Annotated in this window: 21 protein-coding genes; 19 read left to right on the plus strand and 2 right to left on the minus strand. The window is 58.3% G+C overall.

Annotation, left to right across the window (positions count from 1 at the left end):
* Window positions 1-5 precede the first annotated feature (5 nt).
* Window positions 6-569: an HdeD family acid-resistance protein gene (locus IGS75_RS06625; RefSeq protein ID WP_141351999.1), complete on the minus strand. Its 564-nt coding sequence runs from the start codon at window positions 567-569 to the stop codon at window positions 6-8.
* A gap of 269 nt (window positions 570-838) precedes the next feature.
* On the opposite strand from IGS75_RS06625, the gene accD reads away from it, so the two are divergent.
* From accD to IGS75_RS06640, 3 genes are read left to right on the plus strand one after another with little or no spacing between them, the layout of a single operon-like run.
* Window positions 839-1,708 (plus strand): acetyl-CoA carboxylase, carboxyltransferase subunit beta, encoded by an 870-nt coding sequence (gene accD, locus IGS75_RS06630; RefSeq protein ID WP_141352001.1) that lies wholly within the window; start codon window positions 839-841, stop codon window positions 1,706-1,708.
* Window positions 1,708-3,030: a bifunctional folylpolyglutamate synthase/dihydrofolate synthase gene (locus IGS75_RS06635; RefSeq protein ID WP_202257976.1), complete on the plus strand. Its 1,323-nt coding sequence runs from the start codon at window positions 1,708-1,710 to the stop codon at window positions 3,028-3,030. The genes accD and IGS75_RS06635 overlap by 1 nt, the downstream gene beginning before the upstream one ends.
* Before the next feature lie 45 nt (window positions 3,031-3,075).
* Window positions 3,076-4,590 carry a replicative DNA helicase gene (locus IGS75_RS06640; protein ID WP_202257977.1) on the plus strand — a complete coding sequence of 505 codons (1,515 nt, stop codon included), beginning with the start codon at window positions 3,076-3,078 and terminating at the stop codon, window positions 4,588-4,590.
* Between the two features lie 562 nt (window positions 4,591-5,152).
* On the opposite strand, the gene IGS75_RS06645 is transcribed toward IGS75_RS06640, so the two are convergent.
* Window positions 5,153-5,545, minus strand: a complete 393-nt coding sequence (locus IGS75_RS06645) for a helix-turn-helix domain-containing protein (protein WP_024717025.1) — start codon at window positions 5,543-5,545, stop codon at window positions 5,153-5,155.
* Window positions 5,546-5,657: 112 nt separating this feature from the next.
* Here IGS75_RS06645 and IGS75_RS06650 point away from each other — a divergent pair, with 112 nt between their 5' ends.
* The 16 genes from IGS75_RS06650 to IGS75_RS06720 all read left to right on the plus strand — a co-directional run bounded on the left by IGS75_RS06650 (window position 5,658) and on the right by IGS75_RS06720 (window position 18,650).
* Window positions 5,658-5,963: a transcriptional regulator gene (locus tag IGS75_RS06650; RefSeq protein WP_141352007.1), complete on the plus strand. Its 306-nt coding sequence runs from the start codon at window positions 5,658-5,660 to the stop codon at window positions 5,961-5,963.
* 140 nt (window positions 5,964-6,103) lie between these two features.
* On the plus strand, window positions 6,104-6,526 hold the full coding sequence (locus IGS75_RS06655) for a hypothetical protein (protein WP_237469037.1): 423 nt from the start codon (window positions 6,104-6,106) through the stop codon (window positions 6,524-6,526).
* A gap of 211 nt (window positions 6,527-6,737) precedes the next feature.
* Entirely contained in the window at window positions 6,738-6,869 is a 132-nt protein-coding gene (locus IGS75_RS15690) for a hypothetical protein (protein ID WP_255320877.1), read from the plus strand.
* A gap of 323 nt (window positions 6,870-7,192) precedes the next feature.
* On the plus strand, window positions 7,193-7,561 hold the full coding sequence (locus IGS75_RS06660) for a hypothetical protein (protein WP_237469038.1): 369 nt from the start codon (window positions 7,193-7,195) through the stop codon (window positions 7,559-7,561).
* The gene (locus tag IGS75_RS06665) at window positions 7,545-8,861 is read left to right on the plus strand and encodes a phage terminase large subunit (RefSeq protein WP_202257981.1); all 1,317 of its coding nucleotides are present in this window, start codon (window positions 7,545-7,547) and stop codon (window positions 8,859-8,861) included. The genes IGS75_RS06660 and IGS75_RS06665 overlap by 17 nt, the downstream gene beginning before the upstream one ends.
* Window positions 8,862-8,935: 74 nt before the next feature.
* Complete coding sequence (locus IGS75_RS06670) at window positions 8,936-10,339, plus strand: phage portal protein (RefSeq protein ID WP_237469039.1); 1,404 nt, start codon at window positions 8,936-8,938, stop codon at window positions 10,337-10,339.
* On the plus strand, window positions 10,336-10,851 hold the full coding sequence (locus IGS75_RS06675; RefSeq protein WP_237469040.1) for a phage scaffolding protein: 516 nt from the start codon (window positions 10,336-10,338) through the stop codon (window positions 10,849-10,851). The genes IGS75_RS06670 and IGS75_RS06675 overlap by 4 nt, the downstream gene beginning before the upstream one ends.
* A gap of 70 nt (window positions 10,852-10,921) precedes the next feature.
* Complete coding sequence (locus IGS75_RS06680) at window positions 10,922-12,301, plus strand: DUF4043 domain-containing protein (protein WP_202257982.1); 1,380 nt, start codon at window positions 10,922-10,924, stop codon at window positions 12,299-12,301.
* 54 nt (window positions 12,302-12,355) lie between these two features.
* The gene (locus IGS75_RS06685) at window positions 12,356-12,757 is read left to right on the plus strand and encodes a hypothetical protein (RefSeq protein ID WP_141352019.1); all 402 of its coding nucleotides are present in this window, start codon (window positions 12,356-12,358) and stop codon (window positions 12,755-12,757) included.
* 10 nt (window positions 12,758-12,767) lie between these two features.
* Complete coding sequence (locus IGS75_RS06690; protein WP_174787560.1) at window positions 12,768-13,367, plus strand: hypothetical protein; 600 nt, start codon at window positions 12,768-12,770, stop codon at window positions 13,365-13,367.
* A 12-nt stretch (window positions 13,368-13,379) separates the two neighbouring features.
* Window positions 13,380-14,363: a hypothetical protein gene (locus IGS75_RS06695; RefSeq protein ID WP_202257983.1), complete on the plus strand. Its 984-nt coding sequence runs from the start codon at window positions 13,380-13,382 to the stop codon at window positions 14,361-14,363.
* A gap of 96 nt (window positions 14,364-14,459) precedes the next feature.
* Window positions 14,460-15,947: a phage tail protein gene (locus IGS75_RS06700; RefSeq protein ID WP_141352023.1), complete on the plus strand. Its 1,488-nt coding sequence runs from the start codon at window positions 14,460-14,462 to the stop codon at window positions 15,945-15,947.
* Window positions 15,948-16,373 carry a hypothetical protein gene (locus IGS75_RS06705; RefSeq protein ID WP_141352025.1) on the plus strand — a complete coding sequence of 142 codons (426 nt, stop codon included), beginning with the start codon at window positions 15,948-15,950 and terminating at the stop codon, window positions 16,371-16,373.
* A 20-nt stretch (window positions 16,374-16,393) separates the two neighbouring features.
* On the plus strand, window positions 16,394-16,687 hold the full coding sequence (locus IGS75_RS06710; RefSeq protein ID WP_237469065.1) for a hypothetical protein: 294 nt from the start codon (window positions 16,394-16,396) through the stop codon (window positions 16,685-16,687).
* A gap of 328 nt (window positions 16,688-17,015) precedes the next feature.
* Entirely contained in the window at window positions 17,016-17,717 is a 702-nt protein-coding gene (locus IGS75_RS06715; RefSeq protein WP_141352029.1) for a hypothetical protein, read from the plus strand.
* Between the two features lie 18 nt (window positions 17,718-17,735).
* Window positions 17,736-18,650: a hypothetical protein gene (locus IGS75_RS06720; RefSeq protein WP_202257984.1), complete on the plus strand. Its 915-nt coding sequence runs from the start codon at window positions 17,736-17,738 to the stop codon at window positions 18,648-18,650.
* Window positions 18,651-18,653: the final 3 nt, after the last annotated feature.

Raw genomic sequence — 18,653 nt, forward strand, 5'->3', positions numbered from 1 at the left:
TAGTGTCAGGCGTTGTCGCGCAGGGAGAGTCCGAACAGGACTGTGGCGATGCCGGCCATCAGAAGCTCTACCGCAATGAACATCCCGATCAGCCACAGGCCGGACCAAGGTAGTGTCATGTAGAGCATGATGCCGATGAGCAGCGTGATGAGTCCGCTGATGGCAAGGGCGAGCCAGCTTCGGTTGTTGCGATGACCGCCAGCCCAGAAGGTGCGGGCGAGGCCGGCGAAGATCAGGCAGCCAGCGAGAATGGCGGTCAGGAAGATCGAGCCGGTTGCGGGCTCTTCAATCAAAAGCAGGCCGCCGAAAATGTAGAGGGCACCGATCAGTCCGGACAGCCACTTGTTCGGGAGGGGAAGGCCGCGATGGGCGAAGCTCTGCATGACCTGGGCGACGCCGCCGATGATCATGAGGGCGCCGAGAATGACCATGCTGGTCAGAGTGGTGGTGATGGCATCTAGGGCGGCTAGGGTACCGAGAATGATCAGGAAGGCACCGAAGCCGATGAACCAGCCGGGTTTGAGGCCCTGCGGACTGGGGAAGCGGATGGTGTTGAAACTGTCGGACATGGTCTTCTCCGTTCAGGAACATGCTCTGTCGGGTAGGCCTTTTCGGTAAAGGAGCCGGATCCCGGGTATGACGTCCGCTGTGACGGGTCATGTTGGAGAAGATGGCATGGTTTGTGATGCAGGCGTGAGCGATAAGACGGGCCTCTGATGGTTGGGCTGGCATATTTGGCCTTCGGGCGTTAAAACGCGCCAGAGAATGCAGCCCTTCGCCGGGCTTTAACCCCACTCCGTCCTTTGTCCTGAAGGCGGGCAGAAAGTAACGAGACGACATGAGCTGGATGACCGACTACGTCCGACCCAAGCTGCGTGGCCTGCTTCAGCGGGACGTGCCGGACAATCTGTGGACCAACTGCGAATCCTGCGGGCAGATGATGCTCACCAAGGAGCTGGAACGGTCTGAGAAAGTCTGTCCGCATTGCGGCCATCACATGCGGGCAACGGCAAAGGAGCGTCTGGGATGGACGTTCGACGGGGGGGAATACACCACCATCGAGCTGCCGAAGATGCCGGTCGATCCGCTGGGATTCAAGGATTCCAAGCGTTATACGGACCGTCTGAAGGATGCGCGGAACAAGTCGCATCTCGATGAGGCACTGGTCGTTGCTCATGGCATGATCAAGGGGCAGAAGGCTGTTGTTGCGGTCATGGCGCCCGAGTTCCTGCTGGGGACGATGGGGGCTGCGCTGGGCGAGGCTTTTGTGGCCGCCTGCCGTCTGGCTGTTCTGCAGAAGTCACCGCTGGTGGTCTATACGGCTTCGGGTGGTGCGCGGATGCAGGAAGGCGTTGTTAGTCTGATGCAGATGCCGCGGACGACGATTGGTGTGCAGATGCTTCAGGAAGCGGGTCTGCCTTATATTGTCGTGTTCACGAACCCGACGACGGGTGGTGTTTCGGCGTCTTTCGCTATGTTGGGCGATGTGCATATTGCCGAGCCCAATGCGCTGATCGCGTTTGCGGGGCCTCGTGTCATTCAGGACACCGTTCGTGAGAAGCTGCCTGAGGGCTTCCAGCGTTCGGAGTATCTGCGTGAGCACGGTATGGTCGATATTGTGGCCAAGCGCTCCGAGCTTCCGGAACTGCTGGGGCGGATTTTAGGCATCATGACGCGCCAGAAAACCGTTTCCGACGCGGCGGCCTAATGACTGTGGAGCGTGGGACGCCGGTTCGGCTGTCCGGCGAGTATCAGGGGCGTCCGGGGGCTGTTCTTGCGCGGTTGCAGGAGTTGTATCCGGCGCTGATTGATCTTTCTCTGGGGCGGCTTGAGGCGCTTCTGGCGAAGCTGGGTAATCCCGAGCGTCATCTGCCGCCTGTCATTCATGTGGCGGGGACGAACGGTAAGGGCAGTACCTGCGCCAATCTGCGGGCCATAGCCGAGGCGGGAGGTCTGCGCGTGCATGTCATGAGCAGCCCGCATCTTGTGAGTGTGACCGAGCGCTTTCGGTTGGCGGGACGGCTTGTGGATGAGGATGTTCTGGTTGCCGCGCTCGAGAAGGTCGAGCAGGTCAATGCCGGCGCTCCGATTACGGTTTTTGAAGTTCTGACGGCGGCGGGGTTCCTGCTGTTTTCGCAGGTTCCGGCTGATCTGGTGGTGCTGGAAGTCGGACTTGGGGGGCGACTGGATGCGACCAATGTCGTGCCGAAGCCTGCGGTCTGCGTGATTACACCGATCAGTTTGGATCATGAGGCGTTTCTGGGCAGTACGGTTGCGGCTATTGCCGGAGAGAAGGCCGGGATTATCAAGGAGGGTGTGCCGGTTGTTTCGGCTGCCCAGGCACCGGAGGCGCTGGATGTCATTCGCCGTCGGGCTGCGGAACTGAATGCGCCGCTTCGAGTGATCGGGAAGGATATTGTCTTTGCCGAGAGTGCGGATGGTCTGGAATATCGGGATGTGGATGGTGTGCTCTCTCTGCCCGTGCCGGCTCTGAAAGGGCAGCATCAGGCGGGGAATGCGGCGCTGGCTGTGGCCGCATTACGGGTTTCTGGGCTGGCTTTGCCGGTTTCGGTTTATCAGGGTCTTTCCAAGACCTTCTGGCCTGCACGGTTGCAGAAACTGGATGGCATGCTGGCGCAGATGCTTCCTGCAGGGTGGGAACTCTATCTGGATGGTGGGCACAATCCGGATGCGGGGCAGGTGTTGGGAATGGTTCTTGATGGCTGGAAAGACCGGCCGGTCCACGTGATCGCGGGTGTGAAGCAGACCAAGGATGCTTCTGGGTTTTTGAAGCCGATTGTTGAGCGGGCGGCTTCGGTTCAGGCGGTGGCAGAGCCGGGACAGCATCTGGCGATGCCAGTCGAAGAGATCATTGCGGCTTCGGGGGGGCGGGCGATTGCCGGTCCCACCGTCAGGGACGCTCTGGAGCGTTTGGTGGCTGGAGGGGGTGCGCCTGCACGCGTACTGATCTGTGGTAGCCTTTATCTGGCGGGTGTTGTTCTGGCTGAGGATGGTTGGGTCGCGCGGTAATCCGTTTCTGGTCGCGATGCAGGATGGTAGAAGGGCAGCGTGAACATGATCGAATCGCATTCTTCTCCGACCGTCTCTGATGCTTCCTCGAACGACGGAGATCTGGGTGTCCTGCTGAGGCGCAGTCCGCCGTCCAGTACGGCGGCCGAGCAGGCGCTTCTGGGCGCCATTCTGACCAATAACAAGGCGTATGAGCGGGTTTCGGACTTTCTGGAGCCGGCTCATTTTTCTGATCCGCTCAATGGACGGATCTACGAGGCCATTGCCCGCCGCATCGAGCGGGGGCAGTTGGCCGATCCCGTGACCATGCGTGCGGAATTCGAGCATACCGGTGTTCTGGATGCTGCAGGTGGCCCGGCCTATCTGGCGAAGCTGCTGACGGCGATGGTGGGTATCGTCAATGCGGGTGATTATGGACGGGTGATCCATGATGCCTGGGTCCGTCGGCAATTGATCGATATTGGTGAAACTGTCGTTAACAATGCTTTTGGGGCGCGGCCGGATCTGGATGGTTCCGATCAGATTGCGGCGTCTGAAGAAGCATTGTTCAAGTTGGCGACGGAGCGGGGGCAAGAAGGCGGGTTTGTCTCGTTTACCAAGGCGCTCACGGTAGCTGTCAGTGTTGCGACCCAGGCCTATCAGCGTACTGGCGACGTGGTTGGTTTGACTTCGGGTCTGCGGGACTTTGACAAGCGTACGGGTGGTTTGCATCCTTCCGATCTGATCATCCTTGCCGGGCGTCCTGCGATGGGCAAGACGGCGTTGGCGACCAAAATCGCGTTCTCAGCGGCACGCTCGATCCTGCGGGATGCCGAAGACAGCGGCGAGAAGCCCAAAGGGGCGGTGGCGATTTTCTCGCTGGAAATGTCATCCGAGCAGCTGGCGACCCGTATTCTTTCGGGTGAGGCTGAAGTTTCGGGTGAAAAGATCCGGCGCGGTGATATCGGGCAGAAGGAATTTGACCGGTTTGTGCGGGTTGCGCGTGAGCTTCAGCGACTGCCGCTCTATATCGACGATACGCCGGCGATTTCCCTGTCTGCCATGCGGACGCGATGCCGCCGCCTGGCGCGGACGCAGGGCCTGAGCCTAGTGGTGGTAGATTACCTGCAGCTAATGCGTCCGGCCATCGGAACGAAGCCTGACAGTCGTGTTCTGGAAATTTCGATGATTACGCAGGGGCTCAAGGCGATTGCGAAAGAGCTTTCCGTGCCTGTGATTGCGTTGTCCCAGCTTTCACGTCAGGTCGAGTCGCGTGAGGATAAGCGACCGATGCTGTCGGATCTGCGCGAATCGGGTTCGATCGAGCAGGATGCGGATGCGGTCATGTTCGTTTATCGCGACGAATATTACCTGCAGCAGCGCCAGCCCAAAGACAGTGCCTATGACAGCAATGACAAGTTCCAGGCTGCGACAGAGGAGTGGCAGCGCAAGATGGCTCTGGTGCACAACAAGGCCGAGTTGATTCTTGAGAAGCAGCGGCATGGCCCTACCGGAATGATCCAGCTGTATTTCGAAGGGGAATATACCCGGTTCGGAGATTTGGACGTCATTCACGAGTAGCTCTGAGGACAGGGTGAGTACTTTGAATGATGCAGATACCCCTCAGGCGCTCCTGTCTGAGGGGAAGGGCCGTTTGGTGCTTGGGATTGTGAAAAAGCGCCGTAATTTTTTTTCGGGAAAGCGTCTGCGTGGGCGGACATAGAATGTCTCGATAATTGAATTGGTGCTTCAAAAGTACAAATTTCATTAAAATATACAGTCAGAAAAAAGCTGTAATATGAGCCTCTTCAGCGCGATTCCTCTGTGAAATGCGGTTGAGGATGCCTGTCTGCTATGCCGGATTGTGGCTGCAATTCGGAAAATTGGTGGTGCTCAAAAGCTGTCTTAATGGCTTAAAGCCATATTTGTTCCTTGACCCAATGGCATAGTGCCATTAATTTATCGTTAATCGGAGGTTGTCATGGGGGCAGCTAACGGGGAAGGAAGGGAGCCGGTCAATGAATTTAGATGTTTTGATGACCGGGAATGTTTCCGATTTGTTCATTCCATCGATAAGGCGAGCTTATCGTGTCGTATCGAATGGGGGGCGCCTGAAAGCGTATGGAAACCAGTGAAACAGTCACTAATGGATCTCCTCATCTGGTCTCTTGGGCGGATCAGGTGTGTCGGAAGATGTGTTTCTGTCCGTGTTCGGAGCCATGTCTTGTCGCTGGAGCACCAGTTCTGGGTGCAGGGCAGCCAGCCGCAAAGCCAGTTCTTCGTCGGTACGACCGTTCAGGACGCCTTTTAGAAGAAAATCTGTCGAGACGCGCAGACGGTTCGACAGTGCAGCAATGAGGAAGACGCTGGGTGCGCGGTCACCGCGTTCGATCTTGTTGAGGGTCGAAGCGTCAACGCCCAGCAGGCGGGCGCACTCGCTCTGATTGGGCATGACGAGTTCACGAGCCCAGGAAATGCGAGTTCCGATGGCTCGTTGGAGTGCAGTCAGAGAGTCCGGGCGCTTGTGTTTGGCCATGAGGCCTTTTTAGCAATGGCTTTATGCCAAATCCAGAAGAAGTTTTTTTTATCACACACTGTGGCATTTTGCCAAAGTTAGCAACAATTCTGTACTGATGAAGGATGTTGAGATGAGGCAGGTCAAGTCAGGTTCCGCACCCCGGCGGGTATCCGCAAGCGCTCTCGCCGCCATGCTGGCGTCCGATGGTTGGCTACCTGAGCAGGGAAGTGCACGCAAGGGGCGGGGACGTTCTGCGAGAAAAACATCTGAGGCGTCGGCTTCACGTATGCGGACGGTGACGGACCGGGAGACCGCCGAAACATTACCTGCGGGTCATCCTGTAAGTTGGAGTGCGCTGTGGGGGGCGGATCTGGTACCGGTCTTTCCGGGACTGCAGCCGATGGGTGGTCGTGAGACTGGGCTGGAGATCAACTGATGTTCGAGATGGTGCGGGAAATACCAGTCGCTGTTGCGGGACTGCCCGAGGGTGTGGTCAGGCCGACTGGGGAGCGATATAGCCATTCTGAGATCCGCGGGGTTGGAAATACGTTCCGGGTCGTGAACGCGGTGCAGTCCATGTACGACGCCGGCGATATCGGGGACGATGAACTGGCTGCTGCGGATCGCTTGTATCGCGAATATGTTTTTGCCTCTCTGGGGGTGGTGGAAACTCCATCTTCTGATGGTCGTGTCAGGGAGCGGGGAGATATTCACACCTGGATGATGGGGCGCGGGCAGTGTTCTGCGCGGATTACGCAGATTCGTGACATGCTGGGACTGTGTGCGCATGTTCGTCTCGAGATGCTTTTGGCGCGGGAAATGTCGTTTTCGGTTATGGCGCGGCATCTCTATCCAGCTTTGTCAGAAGGGCGTGCGCGGATGAAGGTGTCGGCTCAGTGTGCACTGCTTCTGGAACAGTTGGCGCATGCCTATGAGGTGTTATCCAAAAAGAAAAATAGGAAAAATCTGGTTAACGATAAATTACCGCTTGATATATGAACGCGGTTTTGGTATAAAAAATACATACTGAAGAATTACGACATGAAAATCTGAAGCCGACCTTTCAAAAGAAGGTCGGCTTTTATTTTGGAAGTTTCCTGATTTATGGAAAAATGTGAAATTTCTTCTGGTAGCGTTGTGTTGTCTGGCAGACAGACATTCATTGTTCTTCGGAAAAGTGCAGGTTCATTTGTCGGATGTCCTCTTGTTTATGAAGGCGAGCCGGTTCATCGGGCAGATGTTGTTCTGGAATGGCATGAACTGGTGGATGCAGGTCTTTCTCGCCTGGATGTTCGGTGCCGGTCCATTTCCTGTCAGCGGTCGGTTCTTTCTGCCCGGGTGATTGGAGAGATCGCGCCGGAAACCCTCTCCCGTGTGGCGGTGCAGGCTGAACGAGAACAGACGCAGCGGAATGTGGAAACCCTGGCGCGGCGAGGGACGGGTCACAGGGATCGGCCTCGGCACAAGCCGGTTCGGGCTGTCTGGCTCGAGAGTGGCATGATGATGAGCCGCAGGGAGGCTTCGTTGAAAGCCATCTGATGGTTGGTGCTCAGGGCGATCTGGGGGAAAGGGTTGAAGCAGATGGATGATGACGTATCTGGTAAATGTTCTTTGCGGCGGGAACAGTCTTGGGAACGGAAGAAGAGATTTCTCGAACATCTGTCTGTGAGTGGAAATATTTCTGAAGCCGGGCGTGTCGCTGAAGTTCAGCGCAGTACGTTATACCTCTGGAAAGATACGGATAAGGAATTTTCTTCCCAGTGGGAGGAGGCTCTGGAAGAGGCTGTGGATGCTCTTGAAGCGGAAGCGCGTCGACGCGCCGTGGAGGGATACGATGAGCCTGTTACGTATGCGGGGCGTGTCGTCTGTGATCCGGATACGGGCAATCCGATTGTTCGTAAACGGTACAGTGACGGGTTGATGGCGTTTCTGCTTCGGGCGCATCGTCCGTCCCGTTTCAGGGGGGGTATGGAATCCGAAGGGCGGTCGGGGATGATTTCGATTAGCATCAGCAGTGATGACAACGCCCTTTAGACTGAATGATTCGCAACGTGAGGCGGTGCGGCTTCTGGGTGGGCCGGCGCGGCATATTTTTCTGAGGGGTGGCTCGCGGTCCGGGAAGACCTTTGTTCTGGTTCGGGCCGTTGTGATCCGGGCGCTGAAGGCACCGGACAGTCGGCATGGCATTTTTCGTTATCGGCTGACGGCGCTGAAGGCGTCGGTTTTGCGGGACACGTTTCCGAAGGTCATGCGGATGTGTTTTCCGCAGGTCGGGTGGAAGCTGGATCGCCAGGACTGTGTTGTGACGTTCCCGAATGGATCGACGATCTTTTTCGGGGGGCTGGATGACGAACAGCGGACCGAGAAAATTCTGGGTCTGGAATTTGCGACCGTTTATTTGAACGAGGCCAGCCAGATCAGTTATGGCGCGCGGAACATGCTTCTGACGCGCCTGGCGCAGAAGACGGGTCTGGCGGTGAAGGAATATATTGATGCCAATCCGCCGAGCATGGGGCACTGGCTTTATGCGCTTTTTGAAAGCGGGATCGAGCCGAAGTCGGGAGAACCGTTAGCGGACAACAGGTCGCTGTATGCGACGATGATCCTCAATCCGCAGGCTAACCGAGATAATTTGAGCGAGGATTATCTCGCCAGCCTTGAAGCGCTCCCTGAGCGGGAAAGGCGGCGGTTTCTGTATGGTGAATATCAATCGGTTGTTGAAGGCGCGCTGTGGCGGCTGGAGATATTCCGGCGCGAGGTGGCGATTACGTCGCAGAGCCGTTCGGATGTTGCGGCTCGGATGCGGCGTATTCTGGTGTCTGTTGATCCTTCGGGGGCTGCGGGACCGGAAGATTACAGGTCCGACGAGATCGGGATTGTGGTCTGCGGCGTTGATGCGGCTGGTGTGGGGCATGTTCTGGAAGATCTTTCTGCCAGGGATAGTCCGGCGGGCTGGGCTGCAAGAGCCCTGCGGGCATTTGATGAATGGGGTGCTGAACGCATTGTTGCGGAGCGGAACTTCGGCGGGGCTCTGGTAGAGGGCACGATCCGGAGTGTGCGGTCGCATGCCTCGGTCAAGCTGGTGACAGCGGCGCGGGGGAAGGCGGCACGCGCAGAGCCGGTTGCAGCGCTCTATGAGGTTGGCAGGGTTGTGCATCATGGGCGGTTTCCGGCTCTGGAGGATCAGCTTTGCCATTTCTCGGTCAGTGGATATCGCGGTCCACGGTCTCCGGACCGGGCGGATGCGATGGTCTGGGGGCTGAGTGAACTGATGCTTGCCGGAAACGGCGGCATGACGGGCTGGAGCTCGTCTGGATTTTCGCTGGCGCGCTGAACCGATCTTTGCGGGTCGGGATGTGGCCTGAAACAATGGAGAACACATGGACTGGTTGTCCCTGCAACAGCGTTATGCTGTTCCCGCATGCTGTTCCCGCGGGTGCGTCCGCGCGGACGGCGCGGCTGCTGGCGCTTAAGCGTGTTCTGGACGGAACGCAGTATGATGCGTTGCCGCATCCGTTCTCGAAGGAGAAGTCTGGGGCGGGAGAATATATTCCGCTGTCCAGCCGGCGTCCTTCTGTTCGCACGAATTTGTGCCGGACGGTTGTGGATGAGTCGGTTTCGCTGCTGTTCGGGGATACGCACTGGCCTGGTCTGGTGACGGATGATGCGCGGGTGGCGCATGCTTTGAGCGCGTTTGCTTCGCAGGCCCGGCTGGCGTCGTTGCTGATGGAAGCGGCGCGGCTGGGGTCGGTGGGATCGGTTGCGATCCTGTTCGAGGTCTCGGCCGGGGTTCCGAAGTTGTCCGTGCTGGAAACAGCATATCTGACGCCGTTCTGGGATGATGCGACAGGGGAACTGCTTCGGGTTGAGGAGCGGTTTCTGGTCCGGGGGCGGGATCTGGCGGCGCAGGGTTATCCGATTGCGGATGAGCTTCTGGGTGCCCAGTTCTGGTGGCAGCGGGTCTGGACGCCGTTGGATTGTGCGGTTTCCGTGCCCTGGCTGGTGGGAATGGATGGCGGGGTTCGGGACGAGAGCCGCTCTGTTCGGCATGGGTTGGGGTTCGTGCCTATTGTGTGGATACGCAATCTGGGTGGGCCTTGTGGGCGTGATCCGGAAGGTGAGTGCACGTTCGAGCGGGCCATCGATACGGTGATCGAAGCGGATTATCTGCTGTCACAGGCAGGTCGGGGGCTGAAATATGGCTCAGATCCGACGCTGGTTCTGAAGACAGGTGGATTTTCCGACGGGATTGCACATCAGGGGGGGGCAGCTTCGGCGTTGACGCTTCCCCCCGAGGGTGATGCCAAACTGCTGGAAATTAACGGGAACGCAGCGGGGGCGGTGCTCGATCATTATCGGGAACTGCGTCTGGTGGTGTTGGAGCAGTTGCATGGCAACCGGGCTCATGGTGACCGGGTGGGCGGCACGCAGTCGGGCAAGGCCATGGAGATGATGTGTCAGCCTCTGATCTGGCTGGTGGATCGTTTGCGCCATTCCTACGGCGAAGGTGCGTTGATTTCGATTTACCGGATGGCGTGCCGGTTTTCCTGTGTTCTGGAAAACGGGCTTCGGATCGGGGGAACGCTGGTCAAGGACCTGCCGTACTGCCGCATGAGTTTGCGGTGGCCGGCGTGGTTTCCGTCCACTGATCCGGAGCTTCTTTCACTGACGCAGGGGCTGGTGACGGCTGTTTCCAATGGAATTCTGAGCCGTGAAACGGCGGTTCGGATGTTTGCGATGGCATCGGGAAATTCTGATCCGAATACGGAATGGAAAATGCTGGAGCAATGGTGTGCTTCTGAACAAGCATGAGTGTTGACGGGGGAATGATGTCCGGAACTGATGACACCATTGAGGATGTAGAGGCTCTGCGTCGGGCGTTGAATGAAGCGCGGAGTGAGGTTGAGGCGGTCCGTCAGGAAATGACGGATGTTGTGACGCGACAGGAGACGCTTCAGCGCAGTCATGAGGAGGCGTTGGCCCGGGTGCGGGAAGACAGTGACCGGGAGGTTATTGTGTCGGCGCTTCGGGCGGAGGCGATCCGTAATGGCGCGCATAATCCTGATGATGTTGTGCGGCTGATTGACCTGAAGGGGATCGATCGGGGCGAGGACGGCTCAGTGGTCGGTGTGCTTGAGGCTTTGCAGCAGGCCCGTCAGGAGCGGGCCTATCTGTTCGACGAGGCGCTCCGGCCCGGATATTCGAGCGGCACTACTGTTGGGCAGGCAGCGCCGCGGCCGGGTGGGATCGAACCGTTCAATGCGCGCGCCGCCAGTGAGGCGGATTACGAAACGCGCAAATGGCAGTTTCTGGCTCAGGGCTAAAGCCCGGGACGATATTTGAGCGGGTCTGATGGCAGGCCGGGTTCAGAAAACACATTTACGGAAAAAACACATGAGCATTGATAATTTTCCTGTTCAGCTTCAGGCCGCCATTCAGCAGGGTTTTCTGGCCCGTGAATTTGAGAATGGCCTGAAATCCCGGTTGGGCTTCCGTCAGGTTGCTGATCGTGAAGTGTTCCCGAATGCCATCGGTGAGACGCTGACGAAAACCCGCAAGAGCCTCAAAGCGCCGGTGACGACGCCGCTGAACCCGACGGGTAATACGAATTTCGATAATGGTCTGAGCCCGTCCGGCTGGTCGGTTGAACAATATACGCTGTCCATCAACCAGTATGGCGATACGATCGATCTGAACATGGTCACCAGTGGTGTGGGGATTGCGTCGCAGTTCCTGGCCAATGCCAATACCAATGGTGTGCAGGCCATGCAGTCCCTTGACCGTCTGGCACGCAATACGCTGTTCGGTGGTGCGCAGAATGGTGTGGGCGGTTATCTGGGTGGCAACACGCGTGTGACGGCGACGCTGGGGAGCGCTGGAGACACCATCGCGGTGGACGATATTCGTGGTTTCCAGTCCGTGATCGTGAATGGTCAGGTGACGCCGATCAGCGCGACCAATGGCATGACCGTGACGGTGGGCGGGGATGTTTACACACTCGTCAGTGTGACGGCTGATGCGACGAATGTGTCCACGGCGCCGGGTGGTGTTTCGGGGCAGATGACGTTTTCTGCGACTGTTTCGGTTGCAGATGGCACAGAAGGTCAGGCCGTTGTGGCGTCCACGGCGCCGCTGGTGATCCGTCCGAATGGTCGTCTGACGACTGCGGCGTTGCAGACGGCAAGCACGAGCGGTCTGGCGGATACGTTGGGAATTCAGCAGGTTCTGGCCGGTGTGGCGACGCTGCGACGTAATAACGTGCCGATGATTAACGGTGCGTATCACTGCTATCTTGATGATCTGCAGCTTCTTTCGCTCTTCCGCGATCCGGATTTCAAGCATCTGTATCGGGGTGCTTATGGTTCTGAAGAGTATCGTTCCGGTAAAGTAATAGAACTTTTAGGTGTGCGTTTCATCCCGACGACGGAAGCGCCGCAGCAGGCCTCTCTGGGTGCTGGGTCCATTCATCGTGCGTTGTTGCTGGGCCAGGGGGCGCTGATTGAGGGTGACTGCGCGCTGACGGGGCATTCTGATATTCCGGATTCCGAGCGTGCGCTGATCGAGATGGTGGACAGTGTGGCGATGGTGACGCGTGAGCCGCTGGATCGTCTGCGCCAGATCATTGCTCAGTCCTGGTACTGGATTGGCGGTTTCGCTCTGCCGACGGACGTGACGGCGGATATGACCGTTATTCCGACTGCCACCAACAGCTATCTCAAGCGTGGTGTCGTGATCGAGAGCCTTGGCACGGATGCTCTCGGTCTGACGTTCTGACCTTTTTCCGGCCCCTGTCCATGAGGCGGGGGCCTCTCTTGCGGGGAGAATGACATGTCCGGAACGGTTGGCTTATCGACGGATATTCTCTCGGAAGGAGAGAAAATGGATATTCGCCGGTTTTGCGGTTATCCCGCCATTGGATCGCGGGAAGGAAACCAGGAATCCTGGCGCTTCTTTCAGGTGGAAGGGGCGCTGGAGTGGCGGATGAACTGTTTGTCCGGGGCAGAGCTTCAGCAGATCAGGCTTTATTTGTCGCAGCTGTATCCGCTGGAAACTGCGATTGCGGGGGCTTCGGACAATCTGGATACGGCGCAGGCGGCGAGTTGGTATCACAATGGTCGGGAAGTGCAGGACCGGGTGATGCTGTTTACGTTGTGGCGGCGGCGGCTGTGTGCGTTTCTGGGTGTGGCCGGCGGCCTGGAGTTGCAGGACGGTCGGGCGATCGTGGTCTGAGGAGGGCTATGTGCAGCAGGCAATGATCGCGGCCAGGCTCTCCAGGGGATATGCGAGGGCTGCGGCTGTTCTGGGGGCTTCGGGGGAGCAGTATCGTCCTTCGGGCGGTCTGTTGCCGATGGGAACCCTTTATGAGCAGCCCATGCTGGCTTTTGATGTGGACGCTGAATTTTCGTTCGTGCGGCCGATCGGCTGGGGCATACCGACCGAATATGTTCTGACCGACCGTCGGGAGGATACGCAGGTTGCCGATATTCTGGTGGCGAGCGGGCGGACGTATTTCGTGGCGTCCGTGGAGCCTTTGCGGCCGCCTTTGTGTGTGGTGTGCAGTCGGATGGTGTCGGTCAGCGGTGTTACGGGAACCGTGCAGACGCTGGTTTCGGAGTGTCCAGCGGCCATTATCATGCGGGCGAAGGGAGAATCTTCGGGCAGCGGTGTTCCGGGGGCGACGCGGCCGGGACAGTCGGTGATGTATCTTCCGCTTCTACCCGGCGTGGTGCTGACGCCTTACATGACAGTCACGACTGATCTGGGAACGACTTATACGGTCAATGCGGTGGAGGTTTCCGGATTTGGTGTCCGGTGCACTATGTCGCTTCAGCAGGTCTGAGGGAGGACAGGAATGACAGATGCCTCCAGGGTCGGGCTGGCGCTGGCCTATAACTGTGTGCAGGTCCTTTATCCGGATGGTCTTTCGGGAGCTTCGGTGACGGGACGGCAGGTGGTGCTGCGGCGGGGGTGGCTGTTGCCGAGCGATCTTTTCGCGGCGCAGAACATCCGTAACAACATCGATTTTGTCACGGTCACCATGGCGCCCCGGAAGATGCCGGAATGGGCGGAACCTCTGGGGCGGCCCTGGCGTGTGCAGCAGAAAGTCGAGCCTACGGTCGGTGTTGTGGTTACGGATGGGACGGTTGAGATCGTCTTTTCCGGAACATCCACGCCTACGGGTGTGGTGGCGGTCTGGCTGGATGATATGCCGCGTGGGGGCGCTCCTTCCGCAGCTTATGCGGTGACGGCGCAGGATACGCCCGCGACGGTTGCCGCGGCTCTGGCGGTTGCGCTGACGGGGGGGATGGCGAATGGTGCGATTGTCAGTGTGCCGGGTCGGGTCCTGAATGCTCATGCCGGTGGATATGGGCAGTCAGTTCGGGTGACGCGGCGGCAGGCGCAGCTTTATCGGGTTTCGATCTGGACTGCGGATGCGACGGCGCGGGAAATCTTGGCGTCCGTTCTGGATACGGCGCTGGCGGAGCAGAGCTGGATCAGTACTTTGGATGGGCGGGAGGCTCAGCTTCGGTTCCAGAGCGTGGAAGATGTCGACACGATGCAGAACGAGGCGTTGTATCGGCGGGATTATTTCTATGAGCTGGTTTTTGACACCCTTCAGGTGCAGTGGGCGTCCGAAATGCTGTGTGGCATCGGGGATCTGTCCGGAGAGGATGGGGTTGCAGCGTCTTTTGGTGTTCTGGCTCCTGGCGCCGCGAACCAGACGGTGACGGCGGCTCTGGATGCCATGCAGGCTGTGGTTGCGGCTCAGGCTGCCAGAACCGCTTATCCAGGGCTGGGGGTTGATCAGTTCGGGACAGTGGTCGCCGCTGCCTGAGGCAGAAGTTGAGTCAAGGGGCTGAAATTTTATCAGGAAAGCGGGCTGCTTCTACAGGAGGCGCCCGCTTTCTGCATTTTGGAGAGCGATCCGGGGATGTCTCTGGTCTATCAGGCGGGAACGTTGAATACCACGGCACTGACCGTGCCAAATCTTTATGTGCAGATTGCCCAGCCGCAGACGTTGGCCCTCGCGGGAGCATCGTCGTCGCAACTGGGTGTTGTGGGAACTGCGGGTTGGGGCCCTGTAGGGATGCCACTGCCGATCGGAGGTATGAGCGATTATGTCTCGGCGTTCGGTGCCAAACAGAACAAAACGACGGATGCGGGTCTGGCCGTTAATATTGCAGTGATGCAGGGGGCTTCGGCTTTCGTTGTTGTCCGTGTGACGGATGGGACGGACGTGGCGGCTTCCGGCACGCTGGATGGGGTGACGGTTCAGGCTGCCTGCACCGGCAGCGCTGGCAACGGGATCGTGGCTGCGGTGACGGCGACGGGTTCTGGCTATGCGCTGGCTGTCACGCATGCGGAGCTTGGGGCCGCGACGTATGCGGGGGCGGACTGGTCTACCATTGCCGCGGCTGTGACGCAGGATCTGGGTGCGCTGGTGAAGGTCGTCCTGCCGAAGACGGTGCCGGCTGTGGCTGCTGCTAGTGTGACGCTTGCTGGGGGTACGGATGGTGGTGTGCCGACGACGGCGCAGTTCCTGGGGCAGGACAGCACGGTGCGGAATGGCATGTATGCGCTGCGCGGGCAGGGTTGTGCGGTGGCGTTGCTGCATGGTGTGACGGATAGCACGTCCTATACGGCGCAGGCGGCTTTTGGGACGTCCGAAGGGGTCTATATGATCGCTGTCGGTCCGGCCTCCGATACGGTGACGAATGCGATTGCGGTTAAGGCTGCGAGTGGTCTGGATGCGCCTTCGGTCAAGCTTATGTTTGGTGACTGGCTGTGGTGGAATGATGACAGCAATGGTATGATGCTGGTTAGTCCGCAGGCTTTTGTGGGTGGCCGGTTGGTAGCCCTTTCGCCGGAGCAGTCCAGCCTGAACAAGGCGTTGTCGGGGATTGTGGGGAGCCAGAAGGCCGGGCTGACGGGGAGCAGCGCGACCTATTCCACGGCTGAACTGTCCGTGCTGTTCACGGCCGGAATTGACGTGATCTGCAATCCAGCGCCGGGTGGGACGTACTGGGCGGTGCGGTGTGGGCATAATTCGTCCAGCAAAAGCACCATGAATGGTGACAATTACACACGCTTGACGAACTACATTGCGTCTTCTCTTGCCGGTGGCATGGGCGGTTATGTTGGTGAGGTGATCAACGACACGCTGTTCAGTGATATCCGGTCGACGCTTCTGGGCTTTCTGTCGTCGCTGCTGTCGCAGGGTATTCTGGGTGTTCAGAATGGTGAGCTGCCGTACAGCGTGGTCTGTGATTCGAGTAACAATCCGCAGTCCCGAACGGCGCTGGGCTATGTGCAGGCGGATGTGGCGGTTCGCTACCAGGGCATCAACGAGAAATTCATCGTCAATCTGCAGGGCGGCGCGTCGGTTACTGTGTCTTCTGCGTCGGGGAGTGTTGGCTAAATGGCAAATCCATACAGCATTGGCCGGGATTGCCGGATTACCGTTTTGTGGAATGGTCAACGGGTTGATTTGAGGGATGTCACGTCCTTCAGTGCAGCGCAGGAAACGCAGGCCCTGCGTGCTAATCCGCTGAACGGGGTGCCGCTGGAGTTCAATGTTCCGAATGGCTGGCGGGGTGCGTTCCAGATTGCCCGTGCCAGTGCGGCACTGGATAATCTGGTGGCTGCTGTTGAGGCTGCTTACTGGAATGCCGGTACGGTCGGGAGCGGGACGATCTATCAGTACGTGACTGAACCGGATGGATCGACCAGTACCTGGGAATTCAGCAATGTCTCCATGCAGCTGAAGAGTGATCCCTGGCAGGCGGATCACATGATCCATCAGACGGTTCAGTTCTTTGCTTCTACGAGGACGAAGATTTCGTGAGTGATTTTCCGCAAGAAATTGTGTTGGCTGATAATCGGCGCCTGACGCTGCGTGAGATCGATCCGGCGGATATGTTGGACCTGATCGAGGCGGCGGGCAGTGCGATTAATGGCGCATCGGCAGCCGCCTGGCTTGGTTATGCGGAAATGATTTGTTCGGTGACGGCAATTGATGGCGTTCCGGTTCAGATGCCGCAGAGCAAGGACGAGATCCGTGATCTGGCGCGTCGGGTCGGGAAGGTCGGGATTGCCGCGCTGACGCCGTTGTTCGAGCGTGATGCGGATGAAGGCCTGCGGGACGTCGCAAAAAACTGAGTCGGCACTCCGGGTTTCAGGAGATGCTGTATCTGCTGGATCACGGGGTGCCGTGGGACGTATTGCGGGGGTGGTCGAGCGCGCGGCGTCTGGCCGCGTGTGTCATTACCGCAGAGCGGGAAGGGCACTGTTTTGACTGGGACATGATGGGTTATCGGGGAGAGATATGATGCGAGAGGACATCTGGCGGTCTCTTCTCTCGGCCGGGACTTTTTTTGTCTCTTCTTCCAGAGGGCTGGCGTGGACGCATCGGTCGTTTCCGGTTGCAGCCGTGCCTCGGTTGAAAAAACCGGTTGGGATTGTGCCATCTCCCATCAGGAAGCTTGTGGTGTCTGAGAGTACGGTACGGGGTGGCGGCTTTCAAAGAAAAGAGGGCATCCAGGAAATTGCACCTGTTCGAAAATCGGATGCAGTATTTCGTTCGGTGTTGTTTCCTGTGCGGAAAAAAGAGCGGGTGGTGCGGATCCTGCGACCAGATCTTCCGCTGTTGAAGCCTTTTTCCGAGGGTGCAGAAACAGCGGGAATACGTGTGGGTGTGCATAAATTTATTTCTTTTAAAAAACGATTTGGGCGACTGGATGTAAAATTGGGGCGGACTGTGGAAGCGCGGAAACGGGCTTCTGCTGATGTCGGACGAGTGACGATATCCCTCGGTCGGAGGGGAATCATCGAACGCATATCTCCTGTGGGTCGTAGCAGGCTTGGTACGGCGGGGATGTCTCCTGTTGTTCGCTGGACAGCAGTACGGGCGGATGAAAGTTCAATCTGTATTCCGCCAGTTTCGAGGCAGACTGTGCACGCGTCATCATCTAAAAGAGCCGGACGGGGACATGATGCGCTTCCAGCCTTTCCGGCGCTCCGGAATTATCACGACAGAAACACTGTGAGTGGTGATGCGGATCACGAGATGCGCTGCGATGATTTTTCGTTCGGTAATCGCAAGTCCCGTCTGGCGGCGCGACGTTCTGGCGGTGGCGTGGATGAAATCATGCAGCCTCAGTATCCGGGCCGAAGTATTGGATTTTTCTGACAGAGGAGATGTTCCCCGATGGGTATTGGTTTTTCCGATATCGAAAATGCCATTGGTGCCGTAGGACGGCTGGGATCATCATCTCCTGTCATACTGGGAAATCTGGTTCTGACGGGAATTGAAGTTCCCGATACGCTGCAGGTTGGCGGCCGGCAGATGCTGGTTGTGCATCGTCTTCCGGGGGGCGGGCGTGTTGTTGATGCGCTGGGTAACGATCCGGGGCGTCTGGAGCTGAAGGGGCGTTTTCTTGGTCCGGATGCGCAGATGCGGGCGCAGGCCGTTGAACGCATACGGATGGCAGGCCAGCAGGTCGCCTTTTCAGCGGCGGGTCTTTCTGTTCAGGTCTGGATCGCTCAGTTCTATTATGTCTATCAGGCAAAAGGTGCCGTCTGTTCCTATACGCTGGTTCTTGAGCGACCACAGGAAACAACGGCCGTACAGACTTCCCGTACCTTGTCCGGAATTCTGGGAGATGATGTCGGAAGCGCTCTCGACAGTTTTTCCAGCGTGGTTTCGGATGTTTCCGAAGGGGTTTTTACGGCTGTGGGACAGGTGTCTTCGGTTGTCGGACAGGTCATGCCGCTTGCGACGCTGGTGGGTGCTGGGGGGGTTGCTTCGAAGGTGACGGATGCTCTGGGGACGGTCAACGGCGTGGCGCAGAGTGGTATGAATCTCGCTACCGTGCCTTCTGCGCTGACCTCTGTTGCCGGAGGGCTGGAAAATGCGGGAAGTGGATTGCAATCCATTCTGACCGGAGCCGGGCAGAATGTTGAAGCCATTCAGCCGGTCAACAGTTTTTCACTGAACGTTTTGGGGCAGAACGCGGCGCTGCTGAGCGCTGCGGCCGATGCGGGCAGTCTGGTGAATCGTTCTGCGGCGAATGTTGCTGTGGCGCAGGGGCAATCGACGTCTCTGCCGTCCGTTATCGCGTGAGGA

Origin of the sequence: Gluconobacter sphaericus (assembly GCF_016757795.1) — a bacterium.
Taxonomy (GTDB): domain Bacteria; phylum Pseudomonadota; class Alphaproteobacteria; order Acetobacterales; family Acetobacteraceae; genus Gluconobacter; species Gluconobacter sphaericus.